This is a genomic window from Nocardia sp. NPDC041819 (genome assembly GCF_055590505.1).
Map to the genome: position 1 here is coordinate 638,391 of NZ_JBVJAP010000001.1, position 22,023 is coordinate 660,413.

21 protein-coding genes are annotated in these 22,023 nt (G+C 69.6%); 10 read left to right on the top strand and 11 right to left on the bottom strand.

Annotation, left to right across the window (positions count from 1 at the left end):
• Nucleotides 1–71: 71 nt before the first annotated feature.
• Genes ACZ6DL_RS02960 through ACZ6DL_RS02970 form a run of 3 tightly spaced genes read right to left on the bottom strand, consistent with a single transcriptional unit; the run spans nucleotide 72 to nucleotide 2,210 of the window.
• Nucleotides 72–737: a GntR family transcriptional regulator gene (locus ACZ6DL_RS02960; RefSeq protein WP_466048631.1), complete on the bottom strand. Its 666-nt coding sequence runs from the start codon at nucleotides 735–737 to the stop codon at nucleotides 72–74.
• Nucleotides 724–1,455, bottom strand: coding sequence for a maleate cis-trans isomerase family protein (locus tag ACZ6DL_RS02965; RefSeq protein WP_466048632.1), 732 nt, complete (start codon nucleotides 1,453–1,455; stop codon nucleotides 724–726). Before ACZ6DL_RS02965 ends, ACZ6DL_RS02960 begins: the two co-directional genes overlap by 14 nt.
• A gap of 14 nt (nucleotides 1,456–1,469) precedes the next feature.
• Nucleotides 1,470–2,210 carry a maleate cis-trans isomerase family protein gene (locus ACZ6DL_RS02970; RefSeq protein ID WP_040868092.1) on the bottom strand — a complete coding sequence of 247 codons (741 nt, stop codon included), beginning with the start codon at nucleotides 2,208–2,210 and terminating at the stop codon, nucleotides 1,470–1,472.
• A gap of 86 nt (nucleotides 2,211–2,296) precedes the next feature.
• Between ACZ6DL_RS02970 and ACZ6DL_RS02975 the strand changes: the two genes are divergently transcribed.
• Together ACZ6DL_RS02975 and ACZ6DL_RS02980 are read left to right on the top strand one after the other, a co-directional pair.
• Nucleotides 2,297–3,262, top strand: a complete 966-nt coding sequence (locus ACZ6DL_RS02975; RefSeq protein ID WP_466048634.1) for a D-2-hydroxyacid dehydrogenase — start codon at nucleotides 2,297–2,299, stop codon at nucleotides 3,260–3,262.
• 12 nt (nucleotides 3,263–3,274) lie between these two features.
• On the top strand, nucleotides 3,275–4,675 hold the full coding sequence (locus tag ACZ6DL_RS02980) for an amidase (protein WP_466048635.1): 1,401 nt from the start codon (nucleotides 3,275–3,277) through the stop codon (nucleotides 4,673–4,675).
• Nucleotides 4,676–4,723: 48 nt separating this feature from the next.
• Here the strand turns inward: ACZ6DL_RS02980 and ACZ6DL_RS02985 are convergent, their stop codons facing one another.
• Together ACZ6DL_RS02985 and ACZ6DL_RS02990 are read right to left on the bottom strand one after the other, a co-directional pair.
• Nucleotides 4,724–5,218 carry a DUF3830 family protein gene (locus ACZ6DL_RS02985; protein ID WP_357116100.1) on the bottom strand — a complete coding sequence of 165 codons (495 nt, stop codon included), beginning with the start codon at nucleotides 5,216–5,218 and terminating at the stop codon, nucleotides 4,724–4,726.
• A gap of 58 nt (nucleotides 5,219–5,276) precedes the next feature.
• The gene (locus tag ACZ6DL_RS02990) at nucleotides 5,277–6,518 is read right to left on the bottom strand and encodes an aspartate aminotransferase family protein (protein WP_466048636.1); all 1,242 of its coding nucleotides are present in this window, start codon (nucleotides 6,516–6,518) and stop codon (nucleotides 5,277–5,279) included.
• Between the two features lie 147 nt (nucleotides 6,519–6,665).
• Here ACZ6DL_RS02990 and ACZ6DL_RS02995 point away from each other — a divergent pair, with 147 nt between their 5' ends.
• The gene (locus ACZ6DL_RS02995; protein ID WP_466048638.1) at nucleotides 6,666–8,138 is read left to right on the top strand and encodes an NAD-dependent succinate-semialdehyde dehydrogenase; all 1,473 of its coding nucleotides are present in this window, start codon (nucleotides 6,666–6,668) and stop codon (nucleotides 8,136–8,138) included.
• A gap of 10 nt (nucleotides 8,139–8,148) precedes the next feature.
• Nucleotides 8,149–9,228 carry a tartrate dehydrogenase gene (locus tag ACZ6DL_RS03000; RefSeq protein ID WP_466048639.1) on the top strand — a complete coding sequence of 360 codons (1,080 nt, stop codon included), beginning with the start codon at nucleotides 8,149–8,151 and terminating at the stop codon, nucleotides 9,226–9,228.
• A gap of 435 nt (nucleotides 9,229–9,663) precedes the next feature.
• Here ACZ6DL_RS03000 and ACZ6DL_RS03005 read toward each other — a convergent pair whose 3' ends face one another.
• The 4 genes from ACZ6DL_RS03005 to ACZ6DL_RS03020 form a co-directional block, all read right to left on the bottom strand.
• Nucleotides 9,664–10,332, bottom strand: a complete 669-nt coding sequence (locus ACZ6DL_RS03005; RefSeq protein WP_466049538.1) for a metal-dependent transcriptional regulator — start codon at nucleotides 10,330–10,332, stop codon at nucleotides 9,664–9,666.
• 168 nt (nucleotides 10,333–10,500) lie between these two features.
• On the bottom strand, nucleotides 10,501–10,965 hold the full coding sequence (locus ACZ6DL_RS03010) for a hypothetical protein (RefSeq protein WP_466048640.1): 465 nt from the start codon (nucleotides 10,963–10,965) through the stop codon (nucleotides 10,501–10,503).
• Complete coding sequence (locus ACZ6DL_RS03015; protein WP_466048641.1) at nucleotides 10,962–12,185, bottom strand: aminotransferase-like domain-containing protein; 1,224 nt, start codon at nucleotides 12,183–12,185, stop codon at nucleotides 10,962–10,964. The genes ACZ6DL_RS03010 and ACZ6DL_RS03015 overlap by 4 nt, the downstream gene beginning before the upstream one ends.
• Nucleotides 12,151–12,603 (bottom strand): cupin domain-containing protein, encoded by a 453-nt coding sequence (locus tag ACZ6DL_RS03020; protein WP_063910474.1) that lies wholly within the window; start codon nucleotides 12,601–12,603, stop codon nucleotides 12,151–12,153. The genes ACZ6DL_RS03015 and ACZ6DL_RS03020 overlap by 35 nt, the downstream gene beginning before the upstream one ends.
• 433 nt (nucleotides 12,604–13,036) lie before the next feature.
• Between ACZ6DL_RS03020 and ACZ6DL_RS03025 the strand changes: the two genes are divergently transcribed.
• Nucleotides 13,037–14,008: a bifunctional riboflavin kinase/FAD synthetase gene (locus ACZ6DL_RS03025; protein ID WP_466048643.1), complete on the top strand. Its 972-nt coding sequence runs from the start codon at nucleotides 13,037–13,039 to the stop codon at nucleotides 14,006–14,008.
• 3 nt (nucleotides 14,009–14,011) lie between these two features.
• Here ACZ6DL_RS03025 and ACZ6DL_RS03030 read toward each other — a convergent pair whose 3' ends face one another.
• On the bottom strand, nucleotides 14,012–14,830 hold the full coding sequence (locus tag ACZ6DL_RS03030) for an alpha/beta fold hydrolase (protein ID WP_466048644.1): 819 nt from the start codon (nucleotides 14,828–14,830) through the stop codon (nucleotides 14,012–14,014).
• A gap of 259 nt (nucleotides 14,831–15,089) precedes the next feature.
• Between ACZ6DL_RS03030 and rpsO the strand changes: the two genes are divergently transcribed.
• The 4 genes from rpsO to ACZ6DL_RS03050 all read left to right on the top strand — a co-directional run bounded on the left by rpsO (nucleotide 15,090) and on the right by ACZ6DL_RS03050 (nucleotide 20,306).
• Nucleotides 15,090–15,359, top strand: a complete 270-nt coding sequence (rpsO, locus tag ACZ6DL_RS03035) for a 30S ribosomal protein S15 (protein ID WP_039799352.1) — start codon at nucleotides 15,090–15,092, stop codon at nucleotides 15,357–15,359.
• Nucleotides 15,360–16,084: 725 nt separating this feature from the next.
• Entirely contained in the window at nucleotides 16,085–18,361 is a 2,277-nt protein-coding gene (locus tag ACZ6DL_RS03040) for a polyribonucleotide nucleotidyltransferase (RefSeq protein ID WP_466048646.1), read from the top strand.
• 38 nt (nucleotides 18,362–18,399) lie between these two features.
• Nucleotides 18,400–19,740: a M16 family metallopeptidase gene (locus tag ACZ6DL_RS03045; RefSeq protein ID WP_466049540.1), complete on the top strand. Its 1,341-nt coding sequence runs from the start codon at nucleotides 18,400–18,402 to the stop codon at nucleotides 19,738–19,740.
• A gap of 143 nt (nucleotides 19,741–19,883) precedes the next feature.
• Nucleotides 19,884–20,306 (top strand): hypothetical protein, encoded by a 423-nt coding sequence (locus ACZ6DL_RS03050; RefSeq protein ID WP_466048648.1) that lies wholly within the window; start codon nucleotides 19,884–19,886, stop codon nucleotides 20,304–20,306.
• 21 nt (nucleotides 20,307–20,327) lie between these two features.
• Here ACZ6DL_RS03050 and ACZ6DL_RS03055 read toward each other — a convergent pair whose 3' ends face one another.
• On the bottom strand, nucleotides 20,328–20,657 hold the full coding sequence (locus tag ACZ6DL_RS03055) for an ArsR/SmtB family transcription factor (RefSeq protein WP_040868114.1): 330 nt from the start codon (nucleotides 20,655–20,657) through the stop codon (nucleotides 20,328–20,330).
• A 93-nt stretch (nucleotides 20,658–20,750) separates the two neighbouring features.
• Here ACZ6DL_RS03055 and ACZ6DL_RS03060 point away from each other — a divergent pair, with 93 nt between their 5' ends.
• Nucleotides 20,751–21,965, top strand: a complete 1,215-nt coding sequence (locus ACZ6DL_RS03060; RefSeq protein WP_466048650.1) for an MFS transporter — start codon at nucleotides 20,751–20,753, stop codon at nucleotides 21,963–21,965.
• Nucleotides 21,966–22,023 lie beyond the last annotated feature (58 nt).

Sequence of the window (22,023 nt, forward strand, 5' to 3'; positions counted from 1 at the left end):
CGTGCGAACGAAGGGTCGGCAGCCGAGTCGAACCGGTCCGCGCCGCCTGAGCGTAGGCGCGGCACCCGGGTCTAGCCGCCGATCTGGTGGCGCAGGCGCTGCACCGCGTCGTCCATGTGCTCCACGAGCAGGGCGCGGGCGCGCGCGGGGTCGGCGGTGCCGATCGCCTCGCGCAGATCGACGTGTTCACGGGCCTGTTCCCGCAGGTCCGGGTAGGTGGTCTGCAAGGCGCCCAGGCACATTCGCGTTTCGATCAGCAAGGTGCGGGCCGCGCGCACCAGCCGCGGACTGGCGGCGCTGTCCACCAGCGCCTCGTGGAAGGCCTGGTCGGCCTCGGATACCCCCACGGCGTCACCGCGTTCGGCGCAGGTGACCATCTCCTCGACGCTGGGCCCGAGCGCCTCGTAGGCGATCGGGCGGCGGCTGTCGAGGATCAGATCCAGCGCGCCGCCCTCCAGCGCCGTCCTGGCACGGTAGATGTCGACGACGTCGTCGAGGCTCAGTTCGATGACGAAGATGCCGCGGTGGCGGATGCTGTGCAGCAGGCCCTCGGACACCAAGCGCTGCATCGCCTCGCGCACCGGCCCGCGTGAGACCGCGAATTGCGCGGCCAGGTCGGCTTCGCCGAGCTGCGAGCCGGGCGCGAGACTGCCGCGCATGATCGCCTCGCGGAGCCGATCGGCGATCATCTCCGCGGTCGACTGCCGGTTCACCGGCTCGAAATCAACGACGGACATCGATCTGCCTTTCCGCGAACAACGTGCCGAGGCCGGGAACGACCGGCTCGGCGCCGGCCAGCCGCAGACCCGCCCAGATGGTGACCTGGTTGGCTGTGAGCACCGGTTTGCCCAGCGTAGCCTCCAGGTCCGGCAGCACCGCCATGGTGTGCATCGCGGTGTCGGGGATGAGCAGCGCCTGCGCATCGCGGTGGTCGTTGTCCGCCGCCAGCCGCAGCACCTGGGCCGGGGTGAGGGTGCCGACCTCGGCGGCGGTGTCGATACCCGCGCTGGACATCGAGACGACGTCGATCCCCGCGTCGGCGAGGAATTCCACGAACAGCCGGGCGACTTCGTCGGGATAACTGGCGGCGATGGCAACGGCGCGCAGTCCGAGCGCGTGCACGGCGTCGGCGAACGCGATGCTGGTGCTGGTCGCGGGCACGCCCGCGACTTCGGCCAGCGCGCGCACCTGGTCGCGGGCGCCCTCGGGCCCGTAGACGAAACTGCCCGACGTGCAGGCCCACACGATCGCATCGGGGCGGTGCGGCGCGAGCAGGGAGGCGCCGAGGCGCAGTTTCTCGGGGCTGCCCAGCTCGAGCAGTTCGGGGACGGCGTGCAGATCGGTGCCGTAGATGTGGGCCACCGGAAGGTGCGCGCCGATCGCCGCCGCCGCGAGCGGGTAGTCGTCCTCGGCGGCGTGGTCGGGGTAGATGAAACCCACGGTGGGTGCGTCCATGCGATGTTCTTCCTTCAGAAAACGTTGAGCAGCCACTTGCCGGGGCCCATCATCGGCAGCTTCATCCGGCCGAGACAGGCCCACATGGTGAGCTGGTTGGCGGTGAGCACCGGTTTGCCGAGCGCCTTCTCCAGCGGCTCTATCACGTCGTAGGTCGGCAGGTTGGTACAGCTGACGAAGACGGCCTGGGCCTCGGGATCATCGGCGCCGACGATCCGTTCGGCGATCGTGCGGTAGCTGACCTTCCAGATGCCGCCGCCGAGCCCGAGGTGGTCGGAGCGCACCACCGAACACCCGGCCTCGGCGAGGAATTCGTGCAGCCGGTGGGTCAGGATCTCGTCGTAGGGGGTGAGCACCGAGATGCGGGTGAGGTCCAGATGGCGGATCGCTTCGAGCAACGCGCCCGAGGTGGTGACCGCGTCCTGCGCCCCGGCCCGGCAGATGGTGTCGCGCAGCGACTTCTCGTAGGCGAGGCCTTTGATGAAACTGCCCGATGTGCACAGGTACGCCACGACTTCGGGTTCCACGTGCAGCACGTTGTGCGTGGCCGCGGTGAGATGCGCCGCGTCGGACACCAATTCGGCCATCTCCAGCGAGACCGGGACCGGCTCGTAGGGGGTGCGCGCCAGATGCAGACTCACATCCAGTGGCGCCCAGCGCCAGAGCTCTCGTTCGAGTGCGAGATCGAACGGTGCGATGATCCCGATGCCTCGTTGGGCCACGGGCCCCTCGAGGTCGGGAAAGCTCAGATCCACTACGGCCCCTCTCGCGCTCAGCCGGGACGACCTCCGAACACGATCGGATTGTTGACAATCATACGATGTGATCTTAGTGTGTCAATGTGGAACAGGGCCCGATTGTCGTCGTCCTGCACAGTGACAGTGTGCCCGACGCCGAGCGAATGGACCGAGTGGCAGGCCGCGCCACCATCAGGTACACCGAGGCGCCCGGATTGGCCGAGGCCCTGAGCGGAGCGGAGGTCTTGTTCGTCTACGACTTCCGTACCCGGGCGCTGCCCGGCGCCTGGCATGCCGCCGACCGCTTGCGATGGGTGCACATGGGCTCGACCGGCGTCGACCCGGCGATGTTTCCCGAGCTGCGCGCGAGTGACGTGGTGGTGACCAACACCCGAGGCGTCTTCGACGCCGCGATCGCCGAATACGTGCTCGGCCAGATCCTCGGTTTCGCCAAGGATCTGGCCGGCTCGCTGCTGCTGCAACAGCGGCACGAGTGGCGGCATCGGGAATCCGAACGAGTCGCGGGGGCCACGGCGCTCATCGTCGGCACCGGCTCGATCGGACGCCATATCGCCCGGTTGCTGCGCGCGGTCGGGATGACGGTGCGCGCGGTGGGCAGGCGCGAGCGCGCGGCGGATCCGGATTTCGGCGAGATCGCCACCGATCTGCACGCCGAACTGGCCCGTGCCGATTACGTCGTCGCGATCGCCCCGCTCACCGAGCAGACCAGGAATATGTTCGACGCCGCCGCCTTCGCCGCGATGAAACCGCACGCCAGGTTTGTCAACGTCGGCCGTGGGGAACTCGTTGTGACCGACGATCTCGTTGCCGCGCTGCGCACCGGATCGATCGCCGCGGCGGCGCTCGATGTGGTGGACCCCGAGCCGCTCCCCGCCGATCACCCCCTGTGGGAACTGCCGAACGTCCGGATCACCCCGCACAACTCCGGTGATTTCATCGGATGGCGCACCGAGATCGTCGACGCGTTCACCGAGAACTTCGACAACTGGATCGCCGGACGTCCGCTGGACAACGTGGTCGACAAAAGGCTGGGGTACGTGCCCGGCTGAAGGAGCCCATCCATGAGCTACCCCGACAAGAACCAACCCACCGACCCGACCGCCATGACCGCGGTCGAGCTGGTCTCCGCCTACGCGGCGGGCGCGTTGTCGCCCGTGGAGGCGACCGAGGCGATCCTGCGCGCGATCGCCGACCGCGACGGCGCGCTCAACGCCTTCTGTCTCGTCGACCCCGATCGCGCCCTGGTGCAGGCGAAGGATTCCGAGGCCCGCTGGCAGTCCGGTCACGCCCGCGGCCTGCTCGATGGTGTGCCGATCTCGATCAAAGACGTGTTCCTGACCGAGGGCTGGCCCACCCGGCGCGGGTCGACGTCGATCGATCCGGCCGGACCGTGGCCGGTGGACAGCCCGGTGGCCGCGCGGCTGCGCGAAGACGGCATGGTCTTCCTCGGCAAGACCACCACCCCGGAGATCGCCTGGAAAGCGGTCACCGACAGCCCGCTGGCGGGTGTCACCCGCAATCCGGCCGATCCGTCCACCACGGCGGGCGGCTCCTCCGGCGGTAGCGCCGCGGCCGTCGCCGCGGGCATGGGCCCGGTCTCGGTGGGCACGGACGGCGGTGGCAGCGTGCGCATCCCGGCCGCCTTCTGCGGCATCGTCGGGTTCAAGCCCACCTACGGCCGGATTCCGCTGTTTCCGGCCAGCCCGTTCGGTCCGCTGGCGCACGCGGGCCCGATGACGCGCACCGTCGAGGACGCGGCGCTGCTGATGGACATCCTGTCGCTGCCGGATCCGCGCGACCCCACCGCACTGGCTCCCACACTCACCGCGTTTCGCGCGGAGATGCAGCGCGACGTGCGGGGATTACGCGTCGCGTACTCGCCGACGCTCGGCTACGCCGAGGTGGACGCCGAGGTCGCCGCGATCGTGGACGCGGCGGTGGCTCGCCTGGCCGAGGCCGAGCTCACGGTCGGCGCCGCCGATCCGGGCTTCGAGGATCCGCGCGAGGCGTTCGAACTGCTGTGGGCGGCCGGCGCGGCCACCATGCTGTCCGGCTTCCCGGAAGGCACGCGCGACCGGGTGGACCCCGGGTTGCGTGCGGTCTGGGAGCGCGGCGAGACCGTCACCGCCGTCGACTATCTCGCCGCGCGCAACGTGGCGGCCGGAATCGGCATCACGATGGGGACCTTCCACACCGACTACGACGTCCTGATCACCCCGACGGTGCCGATTCCCGCGTTCGAAGCGGGACACGACGTGCCGCCCGGCAGCGGCCTGCGCAGCTGGCCCGAGTGGACCCCGTTCACCTACCCGTTCAATCTCACCCAGCAGCCCTCGATCAGCATCCCGGCGGGCACCACCAGCGCGGGCCTGCCGGTCGGGCTCCAGATCGTCGGTCCGCGGCACTCGGACGATCTGGTCCTGGCGGTGGCCCGGTACGCCGAATTCGTGCTGGCTTCCTGAATGCGAGTGGCCCCGCGGCATGCCGCGGGGCCACTGTGTGTGCGAGTCTCAGGCGCGGGCGAAGGCGAGCGTTTCGCCCTGCACGCCATGCAACCACAACGTGTTGCACGCCGCGGCGATCTCGGCGAGCCCCTCTTCGATGGTGGCGAAGACATTCCCCGGCACCCACCCGAGGTCGCCGTTGATCAGCAGATTGTTGCGGCCGTAGAACAGAGCCAGATCGGTGGCGCCGCGCTCGTGCTCGGCCGCGGAGCCGGGCTCGTAGCCGTAGGCGGGATTGCCGATCTCCCACGGCTCGAAATCGAACAGGCAGACGTCGCCGGGGATCGGCGTGACCGTCGGATTCTCCCGGTGCGGGGCCGCGTCGATCCGGGGGAGCAGGGTGTACACCTCGTTGCGGGCGTACTTGGCATGGAAAGCGTCGCCTTCCTGCGGCAGCGCGTTCCACACCGCCGCGCAGGTGCGCGGCGCCTCCTCGTCCAGCAAACGGGCGCGGCAGGTGACCGCCGCCTTGGTGAGCGTGATCGTGATGTAGCGGGCCATGCGGTTGCTTCCTGATCGGTGCCCGGCGGGCGGGCGCAACGGACGGATTGTTCGCGAGCTACAACTCGGCGAGCACCTCGGACCAGATCGCCAGAGCGTCCTCGATCTGGGTATCGGTCACGATCAGCGGCGGGATCATCCGCACCACGTTCATGTGCGCGCCGCAGGTCAGCAGCAGCAGGCCCTTGTCCACCGCGGCGCGCTGGGCGGCCGCGGCGGTCGCCGGATCGGGTTCGCCGGTGGCTGTGGTGAACTCGGCGCCCGCGAGCAGTCCGAGACCACGGACGTCACCGATCGCCTTGACGGCGCTGTCGCGCAGACCGCGCAACAGCTGTTCGCCGCGGGCGGCCGCGTTGTCCACCAGCCCTTCGGATTCGATGACGTCGAGCGTGGCGATCGCCGCCGCGCACGCCACCGCGTTGCCGCCGTAGGTGCCGCCCTGCGAGCCCGGCCACGCCCGCCCCATCAGCTCGCGCGAGGCCGCGATGCCGGACAGCGGGAACCCGCTGGCCAGGCCCTTCGCGATGGTGATCACGTCGGGCCGAACGTCGAAGTGCTGGTGGCCGAAGAACTTCCCGGTTCGCCCGAAGCCGGTCTGGATCTCGTCGAAGATCAGCAGGATGCCGTGCCGGTCCGCGCGTTCGCGCAGGCCGCGGAAGAACTCGGTGTTCCCCGGGACGTAACCGCCCTCCCCGAGCACCGGCTCCACGATGAACGCGGCGGTCTCCGCCGGTGAGGTGAGCGTCGCGAACAGATAGTCGAGTTCACGCAGCGCGAAGGCGGTCGCTTCCCGCTCGCTCCAGCCGTAGCGGTAGGCGGTGGGGAACGGCGCGACGTGCACCCCCGACATGAGCGGGCTGAATCCGGCCGAGAATCGGGTGCCGGAGGTCGTCATGGTCGCGGCGGCCACGGTGCGGCCGTGGAATCCGCCGTGGAAGACGACGACGTTCGGGCGTCCGGTGGCCTGGCGCGCCAGCCGCAGCGCGGCCTCGATCGCCTCGCTGCCGGAGTTGGCGAAGAACAGCGCGTCCAACCCCTTGGGCAGCACCGCGCCGAGCCGTTCGGTGAGTTCCAGCAGCGGGCGATGCAGCACGGTCGTGTACTGGCCGTGGATCAGCGAGGCCACCTGCGCCTGCGCGGCCGCGACCACCTTCGGGTGGCAGTGACCGGTGCTTGTCACGCCGATACCCGCGGTGAAGTCCAGGTATCGGCGCCCGTCGGTGCCGTAGAGATAGCACCCCGCACCGTGGTCGACGGTCACCGGAGTGGCCTGTTTCAGGATGGGCGAGAGCTCGGTCATGGTGATTCGCCTCCCGGAGCGGATGGGGAGAGAGCGGGTGGGGAGAGAGATTGTCTATTGTCTGATTGTCGACAATATGCATAACATGGCGGCACGGGTCGCAGCAATGGCCGAGCGCTGCGCGGTGCCGAAAGGAGCCACCGAACCATGCTCACCGAAAGCACGCTGAGTGCTGCGGAACGCGCCGCGATCGACACCGTGCCGCGCGGCTTGTTCATCGACGGCCGGTGGCGGACGGCGGCCCGGACGCTGCCGGTGTTCGACCCGGCGACCGGTGAACTGCTGTGCGCGGTGGCCGACGCCGATCCGGCCGACGGTCTCGCCGCGCTGGACGCCGCGTGCGCGGCGCAGCGGGAATGGGCGGCCACGCCGCCGCGAGCGCGCAGCGATCTGCTGATGGGCGTGCACCGCGCGCTGCTGGCCGAGACCGACCGGCTCGGGCTGATCGCGACGCTGGAGATGGGCAAGCCGCTGGCCGAGGCGCGCGGCGAGATCGCCTACGCCGCCGAGTTCTTCCGCTGGTTCGCCGAGGAAGCCGTGCGTCTGGACGGCGGGTACATGCCCGCCCCGGCCGGCGGTGCGCGTTTTCTCGTGGCACGGCAGCCGGTCGGCCCCAGCCTGCTCATCACGCCGTGGAACTTCCCCGTGGCCATGGGCGCGCGCAAGATCGCGCCCGCGCTCGCCGCGGGCTGCACCTGCGTGGTGAAACCCGCCGAGCAGACGCCGCTGTCGATGCTGGCGCTGGCCGAGGTGATGGCGGGCGCGGGGCTGCCCGCCGGGGTGGTCAACGTCATCACGACGGCCGATCCCGCCGCGGTGATGACGCCGCTGATCCTCGACGGCCGCTCGCGCAAGCTGTCTTTCACGGGCTCGACGGCGGTCGGCAAGCAGCTGCTCGCGCAGTGCGCGCAGACGGTGATGCGCACCTCGATGGAGCTCGGCGGCAACGCGCCGCTGCTGGTGTTCGACGACGCCGATCTGGACGAGGCGGTCGAGGGCGCGGTAGCGGCGAAGATGCGCAACATCGGCCAGGCGTGCACCGCCGCCAATCGCATTCTCGTCCAGCGCGGCGTCGCCGACGTCTTCGCTCGCAGGCTCGCCGCTCGGCTGGCGGACCTGCCGATGGGCCGGGGCACCGAGCCGGACGTGGTGGTCGGTCCGCTGATCGACGCCGAGGCCGTCGCCAAGGTGCAGCGCCTGGTCGATGACGCCCGCGCCCGCGGGGCCACGGTGCTCACCGGCGGCTGCGCGCCGGACGGGCCGGGCACCTTCTATCCCGCGACCGTTCTGGTCGACGTGCCCGACGCCGCCGAGCTGTGCCATACCGAGATCTTCGGACCGGTCGCCGCGATCGGTGTCTTCGACACCGAAGACGAGGCGGTGAGCCGGGCCAACGACACCCCGTACGGACTGGTGAGCTACGTCTTCACCGAGAACCTCCGGCGTGGATTGCGGGTGTGCGAGGCGCTGGAAACCGGCATGGTGGGCCTCAACCAGGGCGTGGTGTCGAACCCGGCCGCACCGTTCGGCGGTGTCAAGGAGTCCGGGCTCGGCCGTGAGGGCGGGCTGACCGGGATCGACGAATTCCTGGAGACCAAGTACATCGGAGTGCGGCTGTGAAGGAGTTCTCGTGAGCCGGTACCGCATCGCCAGCATCCCGGGTGACGGGATCGGAGTCGACGTCACCGCGGTGGCGGCGCGCGTGCTCGACGCCGCGCTGCCCGGCCTGGAGTGGACCGAATTCGATTGGTCCTGCGAGAACTACCTGCGCACGGGGGCGATGATGCCGCCCGGCGGCGCGGAGCGGCTCGCGGGCTTCGACGCGATCCTGCTCGGCGCCGTCGGCTTTCCCGGTGTGCCCGACCACGTTTCGCTGTGGGGTCTGCTGATCCCGCTGCGCCGCGCCTTCGGTCAGTACGTCAACCTGCGCCCGGTGCGCCTGCTGCCCGGCACGGAGTCGGCGCTGCGCGGCCGGACCGCCGACGATTTGGACATCCTCATCGTGCGGGAGAACTCCGAGGGCGAATACTCCCGGATCGGCGGCATCCACAACGAGGGCCGCCCCGACGAATTCGTGCTCCAGGAGTCGGTGTTCACCCGCACCGGATGCGAGCGGATCATCCGCTACGCGTTCGAGCGGGCCGCCGAACGGTCGGGGCGGTTGTGCTCGGCGACCAAGTCCAACGGGATCATCCACTCGATGCCGTACTGGGACAGCGTCTTCGAGCGTGTCTCGACCGAGTATCCCCGGGTGCAGACGCGGCAGATGCACGTCGACGCGCTGGCCGCCGAACTCGTGCTGCACCCGGACCGGCTGGACGTGATCGTGGGCTCGAATCTGTTCGGCGACATCCTCTCCGACCTCGCCGCCGCCGTGACCGGCGGGCTCGGTCTGGCGCCGTCGGGCAATATCAATCCCGAACGCACCGGCCCATCGATGTTCGAGGCTGTGCACGGCAGTGCCCCCGACATCGCCGGTCAGGGGATCGCGAACCCGGTCGCGCAGATCCTCGCGGGCGCGATGCTGCTCGACCATCTGGGCGAGTCCGCCGCGGCCGCCGCGGTCGACCGAGCGGTCTGCGACGTGCTCGCAGCCGGGGAGATGCGCACCCCGGACCTCGGCGGCACCGCGACCACCACCGAACTAGGCGACGCCATCGCCGCTCGCGCGGCCGAACTGGCCAGTGCCGCCGCGGCCGGACTCGGCTGATCTGATCGCTCGGACAGTTCTCGAAATCCGCCGCCGGCGGCCGGAGCGGTCGATGGCGGCGGTGGCCTGCGGGTGATTCGGCGGGATGCCGGATCGCTCAGCGGTGCTATGGCGGGTGCGGTCATCAGCCGCATCGACCGTGGCGCGAGCAGACCTTGCCACTGTCTTCGCGGGCGTGCGGCATTGCCGGTTCGCCAGGACGGATACGCCGTTTCCGGGGCGCGGATCCATTTTGCGGCCGTCTGCGCTAGGCGAGCCCCGAGCGCGTTCGCTCGCGGGTCCGGGCGCAGGAGATCGGGCGAGCGTTCCGTCCGAGCACGCGCCGCCGCGACGACCGGCGCGAGCAGTCCGATCGCCCGGAGGATGGCCGATGACTCGCGGCGGCCGGAACCGTGCCGACCTCGCCGGGTGGACCCACCGACAGAGCGGACCGGCTCAGGCGGTGAGCCAGATGGCCTCGGCGGCGGGGCGCCCGAGGTCCGTCTGCGAGTCGGTGGCGCCGATGCGGATGGCGATGGTGCCCGCGAAGTCGCGGCGTTCGACGACCGTGATCGCGGTGTCCAGCGCGATGCCGACGGAGTCGAAGTAGCGCAGCATGTCGGGGTCGGCGTCGGAGATGCGCGCGACCCGGCCGGTCTCGCCCGCGTGGAAGTCGCTGAGCTGGCGCGCGGGCGGGGTCGGCACCGCGCCGTCCACCGAGGGGATCGGATCGCCGTGCGGGTCGCGGTCGGGGTATCCGAGCTTGGCGTCGATCCGGGCCATCAGCAGTTCGGAGACCGCGTGCTCGAGCACTTCGGCCTCGTCGTGCACCTCGTCCCAGCCGTAACCGAGCTCGTTCACCAAGAACGTCTCGATGAGCCGGTGCCTGCGCACCATCGCGACGGCGGCGCGGCGGCCATCGGGGGTGAGGGCGATCGCCCCGTAGCGGGCATGCTCGACCAGCCCTTGGTCGGCGAGTTTGCGGACGGCTTCGGACACCGTGGAGGCCGACACGCCGATCCGCTCGGCGAGCAATTTGGTGGTCACCTTCTCCTGCGACCACTCCTGCGCGGTCCAGATGACCTTCAGGTAGTCCTGGGCGACCGACGAGAGCACAGGCGCGATCGTCGCGGTACCGCCGTGCGCATCGCCCGGCGCCGGGGCGTCGGCCAACTCGCGTCGAGTGGCGATATCTCGTTTACCTGGCACACACCCGAGCTTAGGCACTGGCGTGCCGATACACACATCCTCGACCCGCGTCCTGCGCAGCGACAACGAAGCGCTGTTCGCCGTTCACCCGCCGCGAAGTGGGCGGATCGGTGTCCGCGTGTGCATGGGTCGAACCGTTGTCGACAGATCCACCGCGTCGCGATGCGCGGCCACGCCGTCGAATCGGCGACCGGTCAACCGGGCGGTGGCCGGTGCGCCCACCGGCTCGCCGGACAACTCGTAGAACGTCGCCGTGGCGAACCCGGTGAACTCGTCGCCGGTCACGTCCAGCTCGAAGGCGACGATTCCTTTGCGCACCACGGCGGGGTCGGTGCGATCGACGGTGAACTCCAGGAAGGCGCCGGTGACCCGCTCGCCCGCGCTGCGCCAAGTGCCCATGCCGTTGCTGTCGCTCGTGGCGCGATTGCCGTGATCGGGATTCGATTGCAGCATCGTGCCGCCGGGGTGGAACTGCATCACGTGGTAGCCGAACGGAGCGCCGTCGGCGCGAACTTCCCAGGTGCCGTGCACCGGATGCCGATCGCTCACGACGTCTCCCCGCAGACGGTCGCGAGCGCGGCGATGCCCCGATCGATATCGTCGCGCGGCACGTTCGCGAAACTCAGCCGCATGGTGTTGCGGTGCTCCGCGACGTCGTCGGCGTAGAAGGCGCTGCCGGGCAGGAATGCCACCCCCTGCCGCAGCGCCCGCGTCAGCAGCGCGTCGGCATCGAAATCGGGCGGCCCCTCGATCCACAGGAACATCCCGCCCTCCGGCTCGACCCAGCGGAACCCCGGCGGGAAATGCCGTTCGAGCGCGACCGACAACGCGTCCAACTTGGCCGCATAGGCGTCGACGAGGTGGGCGAGGTGTGCGGTCCCGGCCGAACTGCCGAGGAATTCGGCGGCAATCGCCTGGCAGTACGTCGAAGTCTGCATATCAATGCCTTGCTTCAACGCCAGCACGGTCCGCAGGAGATCCGGGGGCATGACGGTGATTCCGACGCGGATCGCGGGAGCGAGCGTTTTCGACAGGGATGTGATGTAGACCGAGTTGTCCGGCGCGAACGACGACAGCGCGGGCTGTGCCACGCCGCGATAGCGCAGGTCGGTGTAGACGTCGTCTTCGATCACCAGCGTGCCGTGGCGGACGACGATCTCGGCGATTTCCGCACGCCGATCGGCGGGCATCGTCCGCCCGGTTGGATTCTGGAATGTGGGCAGTAGATAGACGAATGCCGCGTCGTATCGGGCCAGCGCTTCCGCGAGCGCTTCCGGCACGAGGCCGAATTCGTCGGAGGGCATCGGCACGACGGCGGCTCCGTGGCTGCGGAATTCCTTCACCGCCGGGCCGTAAGTGGGAGTCTCGACCAGAACCACGTCGCGCGGGTCGAGCAGCGCCAAACACACATTGTGCAATGCGCCGGAGCCGCCGGTCGAGATATGCAGGCGATCGGGCGTGCACCGAATATCGCGATTGCGCAAAAGGTTTCGGGCTTCGTCCAACAGCGGGGCGAATCCCTGGGTCATCCCGTATTGGAGGACGGCGCTGCCGTATCTGCCCACGACCGTCTGTGCCAGCGTGGCGACGAGCTCGCTCGGCAGCAGAGCGGGGTCGGGCGCTCCGACGGCGAAGGACACCACGTCGGGGCGGCCCGCCAGCGCCGCGAAGATGTCGTCGATCGGACCGCTGGTCACCTCGGCCGCGCCGCGGCTGCGTTTGCGGACGGCCACGTCAGCCGACCGGGTCGAGACGCCGTAGGCGGGCAACCACTTCGGGTACGTCGGCGTCGTATTCCGGCGTCAGCACCACGTCGTCGTTGAACAGCGGATCGGTCCGCATTTCCACCGCGACCAGATCCTCGGCCTCGTCGAGATTCACCGCCACGTGCACGACGCCTTCGGGGATGTAGATGAACTCGCCCGGACCGTGGAAATGTGGCGTCAGCTCCGGGCCGATCAGGGTGACCGCTCGTCCGCGCAGGCAGACGACGACGATCTCGCTGTGCGCGTGATAATGCGCTTTCGACATCGCGCCCGGGGCCATGTTGACCATGCCCGCCGAGATTCCTGTGGCGCCACAGGTTTCGGTGGTGACGCAAGGAATGAGGCGTTGTCGTTGCCTGCCGATTGTTTCGGCCGAATCGGACGGTTTGATCACACGCACGTGCTTGACTGCACTTTTCATGGCTACTCCGGGGCACTCCGTCACAGACGAATTGGACGCTAGACCATTCCCGCTGTTGGCGAATCGAACTGGTCGGCCCGTGGGAAACCGGCGTGTATCGGCGCTTTCGCGATTCCGTACGGTTCCTTTCCGGTGACCTGAGATTTCCTCGGCGATGTCGTCGACACCGACGGCGCGGCACCGCGATGCGCCGTCGGGCGGCGGCCACGGCCACTCCCCGGTTATCCCTCGGGCGGGTACCGCGCGTCTCCGGTCGCGGCGGGGGTGGCCCGAGCGATCGGGCGCCGTTCCCGCCGGGTGGCGCACGACCTGTCCGCGCCCGCGGCGCCCGGCGCGGCTCGCGCCTGCGCGTCGGCTCACCGCAGCGGAACCGTTGTGTGCGATCAGCACGCCCGAATACTGTTCGCTACCTGATTTGCGTAGGCTGCGCACTGTGCAGAGATGGCGAAGTCTCGACGAGGTGCCCGCGGACTGGGGGCGCTGTGTCCTCACGATCGGTGTGTTCGACGGTGTGCACCGCGGCCACGCGCAGCTGATCAGCCGGGCCGTGAAGTCCGCCGCCGCGCGCGGCGTGCCCGCCGTGCTGATGACGTTCGATCCGCACCCGATGGAAGTGGTCCGCCCCGGCTCGCACCCCGCGCAGCTGACCACCCTCACCCGCCGCGCCGAATTGGCCGAGGAACTGGGCGTGGACGTGTTCTGCGTCATGCCCTTCACCCACGAGTTCATGAAGCTGACTCCCGCGCGTTATGTGCACGACCTGCTGGTCGAGCGGTTGCACGTGGTCGAGGTGGTGGTGGGTGACAACTTCACCTTCGGCAAGAAGGCCACGGGCACCGTCGAGACCATGCGCGAACTCGGCAAGCGCTTCGGCTTCGAGGTCGACGCCGTGACGCTGCTCGCCGAACACGCCGTGACCTTCTCCTCGACCTACATCCGCGCGTGCGTCGATGCCGGGGACATGGCGGCCGCGGCCGAGGCGCTGGGACGTCCCCATCGGGTGGAGGGCGTCGTCGTGCACGGTGACGGCCGGGGCAAGCAACTCGGTTTCCCCACCGCGAACGTCGCGCCGCCGATGCACGCCGCGATTCCGGCCGACGGCGTGTACGCCGGATGGTTCACCGTGCTCGGCCCCGGTCCCACCATCGGGACCGTCACCCCGGGCGAGCGGGCCATGGCCGCCATCTCGGTGGGCACCAACCCGACCTTCTCCGGCCGCGCCCGCACCGTCGAGGCGTACGTGCTCGACGGCGAGGCCGATCTCTACGGTCAGCACGTCGCGGTGGACTTCGTCGAGCACATCCGCGGCCAGCGCAAGTTCGAATCGGTGGAGGAGCTCGTCGAGTGCATGGGCCGCGACGTGGAGACCGCGCGCAAGATCCTCATCGCCGTCGACGCCGGGTGAGCGTCAGGACTTCATGAAGTCGAGCAGGTCGTCGTTGAGCTGCGCGGCATGCGTGATGTACAGGCCGTGCCCGGCGGTCGGGTACTCCTTGTAGACGCAGTCCGGAACGAGTTCCGCGGTGCGCCTGCTGCTGGCGTCGATCGGGATGGACTGATCCGGCACCCCGTGCACGACCAGAGCGGGTATCGGCAGTTTCCGCAGGATCTCGCGGTGGTCGGAGGGGAAGGTCGACTCCCAGACTGCGATGGTGGCCCACGGCGCGGCGGACAGGCAGCGGCGCGTCTCGTGCTCGATCAGCGCGGGGGAGACGTCGTTGCCGAGGTGGGTGGCGAAGTATCCTTGCGCGCGGTCGGCGAACCATTTGGGCCGGTCCGTGCGCCACTGCGCGACGGAGGCCAGGCCCAGCTCGTCCGGCAGGCCATGGGGGTTGTCCTCGGTCTGCCGCAGGAACGGCAGCGTGGTGGCCAGCAGCGCGATGCGCGCGACCCGCGCGGTGCCGTGCCTGGCCAGGTAGCGCGCGACTTCCGCGCCGCCCGCGGAGTGGGCGACCAGGGTGAGCTCGCGCAGGTCCAGGTGTTCGATCAGCTCGGCCACGTCGTCGGCGCGGGTGTCCAGGTCGTATCCGGTCGACGGCCGGTCGGAGCGGCCGTGCCCGCGCCGGTCGAGCAGCACGCAGCGGTAACCCCGCTCGACGAAGAACGGGACCTGGTACTCCCACATCTCCGTGTTCAGCGCCCACCCGGCGATGAACACGATCGGTGCTCCGGTTCCGTAGTCCTCGTAGGCCAGGCGGGTGCCGTCGGTCGTCTCCAGGTATGGCATCGTCTTCTCCTCGTATTCGGCGCTACGACAAGAAGATTCGCAGCCGGACCGCGCGGAGTCGATTACCCGGAAGGTAATGCCGATGCTTCCCTGCGGCGCGCGGCCGGAACCCGCGGGCGAGATCCGCGGGCGGCGATTTCGGCGTGCGGCGCACGGTCCGGTAGGGTGGTCCCTCGGGTTTGCTGCGGTCCGCGGTGGCGCCCATACCCGGGTAACCGGACCTTCGAGCGCGGAACTGAGAAACAGGAGTGGATGCCCCATGGCGCTGACCACCGAGCAGAAGTCGGCGATTCTCGCCGAGTACGGCCTGCACGAGAAGGACACCGGTTCGCCGGAGGCGCAGATCGCGCTGCTGTCCAAGCGGATCGCCGACATCACCGAGCACCTGAAGAAGCACAAGCACGACCACCACACCCGGCACGGCCTGATGGCGTTGATCGGTCGTCGCAAGCGGCTGTCGAAGTACCTGCAGGACAACGACATCAACCGCTACCGTTCGCTGATCGAGCGCCTCGGGCTGCGTCGGTAGTTCTTTCCGGCGCCTTCGGCGCCGAGGTTCGCGGCCCCTCACGGCTCGCGTCCGAGCAACCGCTGCCGGCGACTTCGTCGTTGACGCAGCGATCCCTCGACTCGAGCCGGGCCGTGAACGGCGCGCGCTCCTGCGGCGGTTCGCCCGTTATGGCTGCCGTGATTCGACTTGCGCGTTTCAGTGTGTGGGTGGGCTGGGACCCGCCTGCCGGGTCGGGGCGTGCCCAGTGTGCCGACGGCAGGAGCCGTTCGCGGATCAGGTGCGATTTTCCGCGGAGCCGCGATCGGCGACCGCGAGGGCCGCGGGCTTCTGTCGACTCTCCGGTATCGGGTCCGGGGGCTCGCGAACCGCGGTGGTGGTCACTGGCGGTCCGACACGGAGTGCCCGAGGCGGTCGCTGGTTCAGCCGACGGGGAGACGTACAATCGCTCCGTTGGCTATTTGTGTATAGGGGTGGATCGCCCCCCTGCGCACGACAACATTGCACAGCCGTATGCACCCGCCCGCGTGGCGTCGGTCTTCGGTAGTGGCCTATCGGCAGCGAGTTGACGCCGTCGGGCTTCGATCGATGACCGCCTCCGCGTCGCCGTCTCCAAGGGGATTCGGCCGGGTGCGCGCGTCGCAGCCAGGAGGGTTGCCGCGCGTCCGTACCCGGTACGGCTGACGACAGCCGGATCGCGCCACCGTGCGCTCGAGCCGGCGAAGACGAGAGGTTGAGAGAGAAGAATGACCGAAACAACTGAACGCAAGAGCACCGCCGTCGAGGTCGAACCGGGCGTGTACGAATCCGTCGCGCTGATCGACAACGGCAGCTACGGCACCCGCACCATCCGGTTCGAGACCGGACGCCTCGCCCGGCAGGCCGCGGGCTCGGTCGCCGCCTACCTGGACGACGAGACCATGCTGCTGTCGGCCACCACCGCGGGCAAGCAGCCCAAGGACCAGTTCGACTTCTTCCCGCTGACGGTCGATGTCGAGGAGCGGATGTACGCCGCGGGCCGCATCCCGGGATCGTTCTTCCGCCGTGAGGGCCGTCCCTCCACCGACGCGATCCTGACCTGCCGCCTGATCGACCGGCCGCTGCGCCCGTCGTTCGTCGACGGCCTGCGTAACGAGATCCAGGTCGTTGTCACGGTGCTGAGCCTGGACCCGAAGGACCTCTACGACGTGGTGGCGATCAACGCCGCGTCCGCGTCCACCCAGATCGCGGGCCTGCCGTTCTCCGGCCCGGTCGGCGGCGTGCGCGTCGCGCTGATCGATGGCCAGTGGGTCGCCTTCCCGACCACCGAGCAGCTCGAGGGCGCCGTGTTCGACATGGTCGTCGCGGGCCGGGTGGTCGACTCCGGCGACGTCGCGATCATGATGGTCGAGGCGGAGGCGACGGAGAACGTCATCGCGCTGGTCGAGGGCGGTGCGCAGGCGCCGACCGAGGCCGTCGTCGCGGAGGGCCTCGAGGCCGCGAAGCCGTTCATCGCCCGCCTGTGCCGTGCCCAGCAGGACCTGGCCGAGCTGGCCGCCAAGCCCACCGAGGAGTTCCCGCTCTTCCCGCCGTACGGGCAGGACGTGTACGAGGCCGTCGAGGGCACCGCCAAGCGCGAGCTGAGCGAGGCGCTGAGCATCTCCGGCAAGCAGGAGCGCGAGGAGAAGATCGACCAGATCAAGCTCGCCGTGCTCGAGCGGCTCGTCGACGACTTCGCCGGACGCGAGAAGGAATTGGGCGCGGCGTTCCGCTCGGTCACCAAGAAGCTGGTGCGTCAGCGGATCCTGTCCGACGGCTTCCGCATCGACGGTCGCGGCCTGGCGGACATCCGCGCGCTGTCCGCCGAGGTCGCGGTGGTGCCCCGGGCGCACGGTTCGGCCCTGTTCGAGCGTGGTGAGACCCAGATCCTGGGCGTCACCACCCTGGACATGGTGAAGATGGCCCAGCAGGTCGACTCGCTCGGCCCGGAGACCAGCAAGCGCTACATGCACCACTACAACTTCCCGCCGTTCTCCACCGGTGAGACCGGCCGGGTCGGTTCGCCCAAGCGCCGCGAGATCGGCCACGGCGCGCTGGCCGAGCGGGCGCTGATCCCGGTGCTGCCCAGCCAGGAGGAGTTCCCGTACGCCATCCGCCAGGTCTCGGAGGCGCTGAGTTCCAATGGCTCCACCTCGATGGGTTCGGTGTGTGCCTCCACCTTGTCGCTGCTGAACGCGGGCGTGCCGCTGAAGGCGCCGGTCGCCGGCATCGCGATGGGCCTGGTCTCGGACACCATCACCAACGATCAGGGTGAGGAAGAGGTCCGCTACGTCGCGCTGACCGACATCCTCGGCGCCGAGGACGCCTTCGGCGACATGGACTTCAAGGTCGCGGGCACCCCCCAGTTCGTCACCGCGCTGCAGCTGGACACCAAGCTGGACGGCATCCCCTCGCAGGTGCTGGCCGGCGCGCTGAGCCAGGCCCACGACGCGCGCGCCACGATCCTGGACGTGATGGCCGAGGCCATCGCCACCCCGGACGAGATGAGCCCGTACGCGCCGCGCGTCACCGCGATCAAGATCCCGGTCGACAAGATCGGCGAGGTGATCGGCCCCAAGGGCAAGGTGATCAACCAGATCACCGAGGAGACCGGCGCCAACATCTCCATCGAGGACGACGGCACCGTGTTCGTCGGCGCGACCGACGGCCCGTCGGCGCAGGCCGCGATCGACGCGATCAACGCCATCGCCAACCCGCAGCTGCCGAAGGTCGGCGAGCGCTTCCTCGGCACGGTCGTCAAGACCACCGCCTTCGGCGCGTTCGTCTCGCTGCTGCCGGGCCGCGACGGTCTGGTGCACATCTCCAAGCTGGGCAACGGCAAGCGTGTGGCCAAGGTCGAGGACGTGGTGAACGTCGGCGACAAGCTGCGGGTGGAGATCGCCGACATCGACAACCGCGGCAAGATCTCGCTCGTGCCGGTCGAGGAGAACACCGAGGAGCCCGGCGACGACGCGGCCGATGCGGGTTCGGCCGGGACCGAGTAGTACTTGTCCCTGTGACGAAGAAGAAGACGACAACCCCTCTGCTCAGCACCGGGCAGGGGGGTTCGTCACTCGAGCTGCGGGCGGACTCGGACAGCGGAGTACGGCGCACCGTGCTGCCCGGCGGATTGCGCGTGGTCACCGAGCATCTGCCCGGGGTCCGCTCGGCGTCCGTCGGCGTCTGGGTCGGCGTCGGGTCGCGCGACGAAGGCCCCACCGTCGCGGGCGCCGCGCATTTCCTGGAGCACCTGCTGTTCAAGGCGACGCCGACGCGCTCGGCCCTGGACATCGCCGAGGCGATGGACGCGGTCGGCGGTGAACTCAACGCGTTCACCGCGAAGGAGCAGACCTGCTACTACGCGCACGTCCTGGACGAGGACCTGCCCCTGGCCGTCGATCTGGTCTCGGACGTGGTGCTCAACGGTCTGTGCCGGGCGTCGGACGTGGACGTGGAGCGGCAGGTGGTGCTCGAGGAGATCGCCATGCGCGACGACGATCCCGAGGACCTGGTCGGCGATTCCTTCCTGGCCGCGCTGTTCGGTGATCATCCGATCGGGCGCCCGGTGATCGGTTCCGTCGAATCCATCGAGGGGATGCGGGCCGCGCAACTGCGGTCGTTCCACCTGCGGCGTTACCGGCCGGACCGGATGGTGATCGCGGTCGCGGGCAACGTGGAGCACGACCACACCGTGGAATTGGTGCACCGTGCTTTCGAGAACCGGCTCGAACCCGCGGCGACGCCCGCACCGCGGCGCGAGGGCAGGTTCCGGCCGCACGGCGCTCCGCAACTGCACTGGAGTCATCGCGACAGCGAGCAGGCGCATCTGGCGTTCGGCGTGCGCGCCTTCGGGCGGCACGAAGGGGAGCGGCGCTGGCCGCTGTCGGTGTTGAACACCGTGGTCGGTGGTGGTCTGAGTTCGCGTCTGTTCCAACGTATCCGGGAAGAACGCGGGCTGGCCTACTCGGTGTATTCCAGCGTCGACACCTTCGCCGACACCGGCGCGTTCTCGGTCTACATCGGCTGCCAGCCGGAGAACCTGGGCGAGGTGGCGGCATTGGCCCGGGGCGTCCTGGAGGAAGTCGCCGCCGACGGCATCAGCGACGCCGAGTGCGCTCGCGCCAAGGGCTCGTTGCGCGGTGGGCTCGTGCTCGGCCTGGAGGACTCCGCCTCGCGCATGAATCGTCTGGGGCGCAGCGAACTCAGCTACGGCAACCACCGCAGCGTGTCGGAGACCCTGGCCCGCATCGACGCCGTCACCACCGAGGAGGTGTCCGCCGTCGCGCGCACGTTGCTGGCGCGGCCCTTCGCCGCGTCGGTCGCCGGGCCGTACAAGCGCAACCGTGAGCTACCGGCCGCCGTCCGGCGGTTGGTGCCGAGCTGATCGTCGCGAGCGAGGGGACTGCGGCTTGGCGGGGAATCCGTCACCGCGATACTGTTTCCGCCGCCCGGCCCTCGGTCCCGCTGGAGGGCGCTGAACTCGATTGTCCGGGTATGGGATCCGGCGATCTCTGGCAAGGAGTCGAGATGAACCGAACGAATCGTGCCCTTCGCGCGCTGGTAACGGTATCGCTGCCCGTTCTCGTGCTGTCCGGGTGCGGCGGAACGGACGCGGAGGCGGGCAAGGCAGGCGAGCCGACCGAGTCCGCGCTGCGCTCGGAAGCCACGAAGATGACCGACGCGCTGGCGAGTCACGACTACGCCGCCGCGTACCGGTTCCGTTCCGCGCGGTGCAAGCTCACGCTCAACGAGGACGACTACGTGGCGTCCATGGCGCAGCTCTACGACGGCCGGGACCTGAAGTCCGAGCCCGCGCGGATCACCGTCACCACCTCCGGCTCGACCGGCACGGTCACGGTCGAGCACTCCGACGCCCGCGCGGGGCAGGACGACACGAAGCCGAAGACCTGGACGTTCATCGACGGGCAGTGGCGCTTCGACAACTGCTGAGCGCGCACTGCCTCGGCAGGGTCAGTCCCCGCGGGCGCGATTGGCGGCCGCGACGATCGTCGGCACCAGCCCCGGCAGGGCGGCCTCGAGGTCGTCGATGCGCAGGCGCTGGCAGGTGTGGCCGTCGATGATGAGGCGCTCGATCACACCCGCGTCACGCAGGATCTTGAAATGGTGGGTGGCGGTCGATTTGTTGATCACCTCGTAGAGCGCGCCGCAGCGGACCGCCGTTCCCGCGTTGCCGAGCCTGCGCACCATCTCCAGGCGCACCGGGTCCTGCAGCGCGCTGAGCACCGCGGGCAACGCGGCCACCGGGGGCGCCTGCTGGTCCGCGTCTCGCGCATCGGGCATGATCCGGCTCACTCTCAGGTTTGATGATCGTCGTACTGGATGTATCGTCGACTGCGGTTCGATCATCATCAAACTTACCTGATCGGAGTTCCGATGGCAGCGACAATGGCGGGGGCCGTCGATGAGCAGACCGCACAGCCCTGGGCCTATGCCCTGGTCCTCGCGGCCAGTGGCGTAGCGCTGGGGGTTTCGGGCGTTCCGGCGCCGCTCTACGGCATCTATCAGAAGCAGTGGCATCTCTCCCCGCTCACCACGACCATCGTGTTCGCGGTGTACGCGGTGGCCGCCCTGGGCGCGGTGCTGGTGTCCGGGCGGATTTCCGACGTGGTCGGCCGGAAACCGGTGCTGCTCGGCGCTTTCGCCACGATGGTCGCCGGGCTGCTCGTCTTCGTGCTCGCCGACAGCGTCCCGATGCTGCTGCTGGCGCGTGCGCTGCACGGCATCGCGGTCGGCTCGACCGTGGTCGCGGGCGCCGCCGCGCTGCTGGATCTACGTCCGCACCGCGGCGCGCGGTCCGGGCAACTCAGCGGTGTCGCCTTCAACGTGGGGATGGCGGTGGCGATCCTGGGCTCGGCGCTGCTGGCGCAGTACGCACCGCATCCGCTGCGCACGCCTTACGTCGTGATCACCGTCGTCTGCCTGGCGATCGGCGCCGGAGTGCTCGCGCTGCGCGAACCGCACTCGGCCCGGGTGGCCGGACGTATCCGGATCGCGAAACCCGCCGTACCGCAGGAGATTCGCGGCGACTTCTGGTTCTCCGCCATCGGTGTGATGGCGGCCTGGTCGGTGCTGGGCGTGCTGCTGTCGCTGTACCCCTCGCTGGCCACGCAGCAGACCGGCATCCACAACCTGGTCTTCGGCGGCGCCGTCGTCGCCTCGACCGCGCTCTCCGGCGCCACGGTGCAACTGTTCGCGACCGGCGTGCCCGCCCGGTGGGCCGCGATCCTCGGTGACACCGGCATGGCGCTGGCGCTCCTGCTGACGGTGCCCGCGCTGGCCACGCACAACTGGATCGCCGTGCTCGCCGCGGGCGTCGCGCTGGGTGCGACCTTCGGCCTCGGCTTCGGCGGATCGCTGCGTCACCTGTCGGAGGTCGTGCCGCACCACAAGCGCGGCGAGACGATGTCGGCGTACTACTTGCTCGCCTACTCGGCGATGGCGCTGCCCACCATCCTGGCCGGTTGGGCGGCCACCACCTGGGGTCTGAGCACGGTGTTCCCCTGGTTCGTCGGAGTGGTCGCCCTCGCCTGCCTGCTCGCGGCCGGTCTCGGCCTGCGCCGCGACCGGGCGGGGGTCCAGCGGGCATGAGCGGCGATTGGCTTTTTGCCATGAGTGTCCGCTAATGTTCTGTGTCGCATCACGGGCA

What these genes read in the sequence shown, in the direction of transcription:
- ACZ6DL_RS02960 (WP_466048631.1), bottom strand. Translation starts at nt 737, where the DNA reads ATGTCCGTCGTTGATTTCGAGCCGGTGAACCGGCAGTCGACCGCGGAG.
- ACZ6DL_RS02965 (WP_466048632.1), bottom strand. Translation starts at nt 1,455, where the DNA reads ATGGACGCACCCACCGTGGGTTTCATCTACCCCGACCACGCCGCCGAG.
- ACZ6DL_RS02980 (WP_466048635.1), top strand. Translation starts at nt 3,275, where the DNA reads ATGAGCTACCCCGACAAGAACCAACCCACCGACCCGACCGCCATGACC.
- ACZ6DL_RS02985 (WP_357116100.1), bottom strand. Translation starts at nt 5,218, where the DNA reads ATGGCCCGCTACATCACGATCACGCTCACCAAGGCGGCGGTCACCTGC.
- ACZ6DL_RS02990 (WP_466048636.1), bottom strand. Translation starts at nt 6,518, where the DNA reads ATGACCGAGCTCTCGCCCATCCTGAAACAGGCCACTCCGGTGACCGTC.
- ACZ6DL_RS02995 (WP_466048638.1), top strand. Translation starts at nt 6,666, where the DNA reads ATGCTCACCGAAAGCACGCTGAGTGCTGCGGAACGCGCCGCGATCGAC.
- ACZ6DL_RS03020 (WP_063910474.1), bottom strand. Translation starts at nt 12,603, where the DNA reads ATGAAAAGTGCAGTCAAGCACGTGCGTGTGATCAAACCGTCCGATTCG.
- ACZ6DL_RS03030 (WP_466048644.1), bottom strand. Translation starts at nt 14,830, where the DNA reads ATGCCATACCTGGAGACGACCGACGGCACCCGCCTGGCCTACGAGGAC.
- rpsO (WP_039799352.1), top strand. Translation starts at nt 15,090, where the DNA reads ATGGCGCTGACCACCGAGCAGAAGTCGGCGATTCTCGCCGAGTACGGC.
- ACZ6DL_RS03040 (WP_466048646.1), top strand. Translation starts at nt 16,085, where the DNA reads ATGACCGAAACAACTGAACGCAAGAGCACCGCCGTCGAGGTCGAACCG.
- ACZ6DL_RS03050 (WP_466048648.1), top strand. Translation starts at nt 19,884, where the DNA reads ATGAACCGAACGAATCGTGCCCTTCGCGCGCTGGTAACGGTATCGCTG.
- ACZ6DL_RS03055 (WP_040868114.1), bottom strand. Translation starts at nt 20,657, where the DNA reads ATGCCCGATGCGCGAGACGCGGACCAGCAGGCGCCCCCGGTGGCCGCG.
- ACZ6DL_RS03060 (WP_466048650.1), top strand. Translation starts at nt 20,751, where the DNA reads ATGGCAGCGACAATGGCGGGGGCCGTCGATGAGCAGACCGCACAGCCC.